The sequence below is a fragment of the Rhizobium rhizoryzae genome (assembly GCF_011046895.1).
GTDB lineage: Bacteria > Pseudomonadota > Alphaproteobacteria > Rhizobiales > Rhizobiaceae > Neorhizobium > Neorhizobium rhizoryzae.
In genome coordinates this window covers 1,451,085-1,457,500 of sequence record NZ_CP049250.1, presented here as the reverse complement: position 1 = coordinate 1,457,500, position 6,416 = coordinate 1,451,085, and the positions used below count along the sequence as shown (strand labels likewise).

Genomic DNA, 6,416 nt, shown 5'->3' with positions numbered 1-6,416 from the left:
TTGCAACGGGTAACGGTGTGGTTGAAAAGGCCGGATGGGCTTCCGGTTACGGTAACCAGACGATTATCCGTCACCCGAACGGCTATGAAACCTCCTACAACCACCAGAGCGCCATCGCCAAAGGTGTCCGCGAAGGGGCCAAAATCACGCAGGGCCAAGTCATAGGCTATGTGGGCTCGACTGGTTCCTCGACCGGCGCGCATCTGCATTACGAGCTCATCGTCAACGGAACAAAGGTAGATGCCATGAAAGTGCGCCTGCCCGGTGGCAAATCGCTCAGCGGCACAGCGCTTGCCAAGTTCGAGGACGAACGCAAACGCATCGATGCGCTTTTGGCATCCAATACGGGCGAAATGGTCGCAAGCCGTTAAACCACTTGGCGCGGCCAAAATGCGAAATGGCGGCCGGAGCCGCCATTTCAATCTTCCATCACGCTGCTTCGGCGACGTCTTTCCTGACATAGAAGAGCAATCGGTCAGACCCGGCAGAAACCTTCACCGTTGCGCCGTCCACGATCTGGCCGCCCAAGATCTGTTCCGCCAATGGATCCTGGAGATACTTCTGAATGACCCGCTTCAAGGGACGAGCACCGTAAACCGGGTCATAGCCCTTATCTGCAAGCCATTCACGGGCATCTTCGCCAAGCTCGATTGCGATCTTGCGATCTGCCAGAAGCGACAGCAGCCGCTTCATCTGGATATCCACAATCGTGCCCATTTCGTTTCGACGCAGGCGATGGAACAGAATGATCTCGTCCACGCGGTTCAGGAACTCAGGCCGGAAGGACGCCTTGACGACATCCATCACCTGCTCCCGAACGCTATCGACATCCTGATTTTCGCCAAGGCTCGTGAGATACTCGGCGCCAAGGTTCGACGTCATGATGATGATCGTGTTCTTGAAGTCGACCGTCCGACCCTGTCCATCCGTCAGGCGGCCATCATCCAGAACCTGAAGCAAGACGTTGAACACGTCAGGATGGGCTTTCTCGATCTCATCGAACAGGACCACCTGATAGGGCTTGCGACGAATCGCTTCCGTCAGTGCGCCGCCTTCATCATAGCCTACATAGCCGGGAGGAGCGCCAATCAACCGAGATACGGAGTGCTTCTCCATGTATTCCGACATGTCGAGGCGAACCATGGCGGTTTCGTCATCGAACAGAAAGCGCGCCAGCGACTTGGTCAGCTCCGTCTTGCCCACGCCTGTCGGGCCCAAGAAGATGAACGAACCGATTGGCCGGTTCGGATCCTGAAGCCCTGCACGGGAACGGCGAACGGCACGGGAAACAGCCTGTACGGCATCGCCCTGCCCGACGACCGATTTCGCCAGCTCGTCTTCCATCCGAAGAAGCTTGTCACGCTCCCCTTCCAGCATCTTGTCGACCGGAATACCCGTCCAGCGCGACACCACATGGGCAATCGCATCCGGGGTCACAACCTCCTGAACCATGGACGTACTAGCCGAATCGCGGTCCTCCGCCTCCTTCAAAGCCTTTTCCAGGTTCGGAATGACACCGTAAGTCAGCTCTCCAGCACGCTGATATTCGCCCTTGCGCTGGGCAATGGCGAGTTCATTGCGAACTTCATCCAGCTGGCGCTTCAGATCGGCCGCCAGACCAAGCTTCTGCTTTTCAGACTGCCAACGGGCGGTCAGCGCATCGGCCTGCTCTTCCAGCGCGGTCAATTCGGTTTCAAGCCGCTTCAAACGGTCCGCAGACGACTGATCGGTTTCTTTCTTCAGCGCCTCACGCTCGATCTTGAGCTGGATGATACGACGATCGAGTTCATCGAGCTCCTCCGGCTTGGAATCGACCTGCATCCGCAGGCGTGATGCCGCCTCGTCCATCAGGTCGATGGCCTTGTCCGGCAGAAACCGGTCCGTAATGTAGCGGTTGGAAAGCGTTGCAGCAGACACCAGTGCCGAATCGGAGATCCGGACCTTGTGGTGCTGCTCGTACTTTTCCTTCAGACCGCGCAGAATCGAGATCGTATCCTCAACCGTCGGCTCATCGACCACGACGGGCTGGAAACGACGGGCAAGCGCCGGGTCCTTTTCCACGTGCTTGCGGTATTCATCAAGCGTCGTGGCACCAACGCAATGCAACTCACCGCGGGCGAGCGCAGGCTTCAGCAGGTTCGAGGCGTCCATGGCGCCATCGGCCTTGCCAGCGCCGACAAGCGTGTGCATCTCGTCGATGAAGAGGATGATTTCACCATTTTCAGCCTGAACTTCGTTCAGAACGCTCTTCAGGCGCTCCTCGAATTCACCGCGATACTTGGCGCCCGCAATCAGGGCACCCATGTCGAGCGCCATCAGCCGCTTGTCTTTCAGGCTTTCGGGAACATCACCGTTGATGATGCGCAAGGCGAGGCCTTCGGCGATCGCCGTTTTACCGACGCCCGGTTCACCGATCAGAACGGGATTGTTTTTCGTGCGACGCGACAGAACCTGGATCGTGCGACGGATTTCATCGTCGCGACCGATCACGGGATCGAGCCTGCCATCGCGCGCCTCAGCGGTCAGATCACGAGCGAATTTCTTCAGAGCGTCGAACCCCTGCTCGGCATTGGCCGAGTCAGCAGTGCGCCCTTTTCGGATATCATTGATGACCTGATTGAGCGCCTGGGCAGAGACGCCTGCCTTCTTCAAGCTGGCGGAGGTCGACGCAGTGCCTTCGATGGCTAGCGCAAGCAGCAGGCGCTCGACGGTCACGAAGCTGTCGCCAGCCTTCTTGGCGGCATCTTCTGCTGTCGAGAAAACACGAGCAAGCGGCTGCGAGAGATAGACTTGCCCGTTACCGCCGGAAACCTTCGGCAGCTTGGCGAGCGCCGCATCATTGGCCAGCCGTGCTTCCTTCGCGTTTCCGCCAGCGCGCTCTATGAGAGAGGATGCCATGCCTTGGTCATCGTCGAGCAGCACCTTGAGCACATGCTCCGGGGTGAACTGCTGATGGCCTTCCGAAAGAGCATGCGTCTGGGCTGACTGCAGAAAACCGCGAACGCGCTCGGAATATTTTTCGATATTCATAGTGAACCTCCGTAGATCGCCCTGCCCTTATAAGGCACAGGCCGATGGTTGGGTTTGAGCTCCCTCAAAGGCGAGCCCTTCCTGTCCGGTCATTTCCAAACAGGACTTCGATGAAGATATGGGAGGATTTTTTTCGAGTTTAAAGACGTCTCAAATGAAAAACCCCGGCTTTCGCCAGGGTTGCTCAAAAATCAAATTCGGCACGCCAGTGTCGCTTGGACAGCGCACGCGTTTCCGTCCGTCACCTTATTCCGAGGCCACGTCTTCAAGCGCCGGTGCATCGGAAGCTGCAGCTTCGGCACCTTCCTCGCCTTCCGCCGTGCGGCGTGGTCGACGTGGACGGGTGCCCGGGGTGCGACGACGGGTCTGGCGCTGCGGCTGAGCGGTGGCACCTTCTTCTTCCAAGGCGACCTCGGCCGGCACACCTTCGATGACTGGCTGCGGACCAGTGCCATCGACAACCGCGTTCTCATCGAGAATCGGCGCAGGAGCGGCCTGAACGGGAGCCCGTCTCGGTTCACGCGGCTCTCTCTGCTCTCTAGGCTCTCTAGCCTCTCTCTGTTCACGAGGCTCGCGAGGCTCTCTACCCTCACGCGGTTCTCTAGCCTCACGAGGCTCTCTGCCTTCGCGCGGCTCTCTTTGCTCACGCGGCTGCTGGTCACGCTGTTCGCGCTGCTCGCGAGGTTGCGGCTGAGGAGCGCTCATCTGCGGCTGGCTGCCGCCGTTATCGTCAAGATCGCCGCCGTCCGTATCGTCCTGCTCACGCTCATTGTAGTCGTGGCGATCATCGCGCTGGTAGCGTTCCTGCATCTGGGCCTGAGCCGCAGCAATGATACGATTGTAATGTTCGGCGTGCTGCAAATAGTTTTCAGCCATGACGCGGTCGCCAGCGCTTTGGGCATCGCGAGCCAATGTCGCGTATTTTTCGGCTACATGCTGAGCCGTACCACGAATTTTTATATCTGGGCCTGAACTGTCATAGGTCCGGGTCAGTGGATTGGAACCCTTGCGGTTGAAATTATTACCGCCGCCGCCGCCGCCACCGCCGCCATTCTGGTTGTTATTGTTACCACGCCCCCGACCACGCTTATTCTGCTGTCCTGGCCTCATCGATTTTTCACCTGAATTCTTTGTGCTTTGCTGATTAAGGGCCACGCGGCTGCCCGTTCTTTCGGTGCAGTCTTCACGTGCCGCAAGCAAGCGGATCAATCCGTCCTGCTGCTGGTGGAAGTCAGTTTATCTGATGCACGCACCAGGTCTTGTTCAACCTCGGAAGCTCTCCAAGGAGAGCAGTTTGCGGTTGAGCTTAAATTGAACGAATCTCCGTTCACTCCCAGCCGCCTAATGCGTGCGTGCAAACTAGCCCGCTTCTTGTCCAATTCCAAGCCTTTTCTTTCGCGACTGCAACAACCTGCTAAACCGTGGCAGAATCATCGCTTTTTCGCACAAAAACAAGAACGCGGTCATTTCCGCCGTAGTCTCGTACGGCGCATTCCAAAGTATATCCACAGCTGATGAAGATGGCCGTCACCGTTTGCTTTTGATCATAGCCAATTTCGACCGCTATAATTCCACCATGTTCAAGGTGGTCTCCTGCAGCACTGGCAATGTTCCGATAGGCATCGAGCCCATCCTTGCCACCATCGAGTGCAAGGTGGGGATCGAACATCCGCACCTCAGGTTCCAGCTGTGGAATGACCCCTGTCTCGATATACGGCGGGTTCGACACGATTATGTCGAACCGGCCAGTAACATGCTCGAACCACCAACTTTCGAGCGTCGTGAAGCGTTGGCCCATCCCATTCAGGTCGGCATTGACCTTGGCCGTTTCAAGGGCGTCCGTTGAAATATCGACACCCAGGCCCGTGAACTGCGGCAGTTCATGCAGCAATGCAAGCGCAATGGCGCCCGTTCCCGTACCGAGATCCAGAAGCCGGGGAGAAGATACTCGCTGTGCGATTTCCTGACCGAGGGGAAGAAGAGCCTCGACAAGAACCTCCGTATCAGGACGCGGCTCCAGTGTGCCCGGAGACAATTTCAGCCTGAGATTTCTAAACTCCCGCTCGCCCAGAATGCGGTGCACAGGCTCGCGCGCCAGGCGCCGCCGAATTGCGCCTTCAATACGCGCAACGTCTGCAGCCGCAATCTCCTGATCTCCCTTGATCAGCAGATCCTTTGTTTCCAGCCCCAGCAGACTGAGCACCAGCATGCGTGCATCGAAGGCAGCGTCAGCAATTCCGGCCTCCGCGAGGCGGGCCTTGCATTGCGCCACGAGTTGCGCGAGCCGCATCGTCAACCCTGCTCGCCCAATTGAGCCAGCTGACCTGCCTGATAATCGGAGATCAGGGCGTCCACCATCTCGTCGATATCACCCTCGATCATCCGATCCAGCTTATAGAGCGTCAGATTGATGCGGTGATCGGTCACGCGGCCCTGCGGAAAATTATAGGTACGAATGCGCTCCGAACGGTCGCCTGAACCGACTTGGCTCTTGCGATCGGCGGAGCGTTCGCTGTCCGCCTTTTGTCTCTCGATATCATAGAGCCTGGACCGCAGCACCTGCATGGCCTTGGCCCGGTTCTGGTGCTGTGACTTTTCGGAACTGGTCACGATCAGGCCGGTCGGCAAATGGGTGATTCGCACCGCGGAGTCGGTCGTGTTGACATGCTGTCCGCCTGCGCCGGAGGAGCGCATCGTATCAATCCGGATGTCTTCCGGCCGGATTTCAATGTCGATGTCTTCCGCTTCAGGCAGAACGGCAACCGTTGCTGCGGAGGTGTGGATTCGGCCACTGGCCTCGGTTTCAGGAACGCGCTGAACCCGGTGCACACCCGATTCGAACTTCAGCTTTGCAAAGGCGCCGCGGCCGGACACCGTCGCGATGATTTCCTTGTAGCCACCGGCCTCACCCTCGCTTGCAGAGAGAACTTCGACTTTCCACCCCTTTGTGGAGGAAAAGCGCTCGTACATCCGGAAAAGATCGCCTGCAAAAAGTGCCGCTTCCGAGCCTCCCGTCCCTGCCCGGATTTCCAGGATGGCGCTTTTTTCATCCGCAGCATCCTTGGGCAGCAGCAGGATCTGCATCTGCTGCTCCAGCGCTTCCACTTTTTCCTGGGCTTCCGGCAGCTCCAGCTCGGCCAGTTCACGCATTTCGCGATCCGTCGCCTTGTCGGCCAGGAGAGCACGTAGATCTGCTTCCTCTGCAACGGCTTTCTGGTATTCGCGGATTTTCGTCACAACCGGCTGCAGCTCGGAATATTCCGAGGCCAGCTTGACATAGACATCAGCAGCAGGGCCTTCCGCCATGCGTGCCTCGATCTCACCAAAGCGGCGCTCCAGCTCGCGCATCTTGTCGACAGGAAGCTTCGCCACCCTACTCAACTCCA

At 58.1% G+C, this 6,416-nt stretch carries 5 protein-coding genes (1 of these 5 only partly in view); 1 reads left to right on the top strand and 4 read right to left on the bottom strand.

The genetic code is table 11. The annotated features are described in order from the left end of the window. A protein-coding gene (locus tag G6N80_RS13080; RefSeq protein WP_165134347.1) for a M23 family metallopeptidase crosses the window boundary here: on the top strand, window positions 1–371 show its end. Its footprint begins 1,570 nt before the window's first position; only the last 371 of its 1,941 coding nucleotides appear in the window; its start codon lies off the left edge, out of view; the stop codon is at window positions 369–371. A gap of 58 nt (window positions 372–429) precedes the next feature. On the opposite strand, the gene clpB is transcribed toward G6N80_RS13080, so the two are convergent. The 4 genes from clpB to prfA form a co-directional block, all read right to left on the bottom strand. Continuing rightward, the gene (clpB, locus tag G6N80_RS13075; RefSeq protein WP_165134344.1) at window positions 430–3,030 is read right to left on the bottom strand and encodes an ATP-dependent chaperone ClpB; all 2,601 of its coding nucleotides are present in this window, start codon (window positions 3,028–3,030) and stop codon (window positions 430–432) included. 246 nt (window positions 3,031–3,276) lie between these two features. Further along, the gene (locus tag G6N80_RS13070; RefSeq protein WP_165134341.1) at window positions 3,277–4,140 is read right to left on the bottom strand and encodes a DUF4167 domain-containing protein; all 864 of its coding nucleotides are present in this window, start codon (window positions 4,138–4,140) and stop codon (window positions 3,277–3,279) included. A 304-nt stretch (window positions 4,141–4,444) separates the two neighbouring features. Beyond that, window positions 4,445–5,326 (bottom strand): peptide chain release factor N(5)-glutamine methyltransferase, encoded by an 882-nt coding sequence (gene prmC / locus G6N80_RS13065; protein WP_376748646.1) that lies wholly within the window; start codon window positions 5,324–5,326, stop codon window positions 4,445–4,447. Next, window positions 5,323–6,402 carry a peptide chain release factor 1 gene (gene prfA, locus G6N80_RS13060; RefSeq protein ID WP_165134335.1) on the bottom strand — a complete coding sequence of 360 codons (1,080 nt, stop codon included), beginning with the start codon at window positions 6,400–6,402 and terminating at the stop codon, window positions 5,323–5,325. Before prfA ends, prmC begins: the two co-directional genes overlap by 4 nt. Window positions 6,403–6,416: the final 14 nt, after the last annotated feature.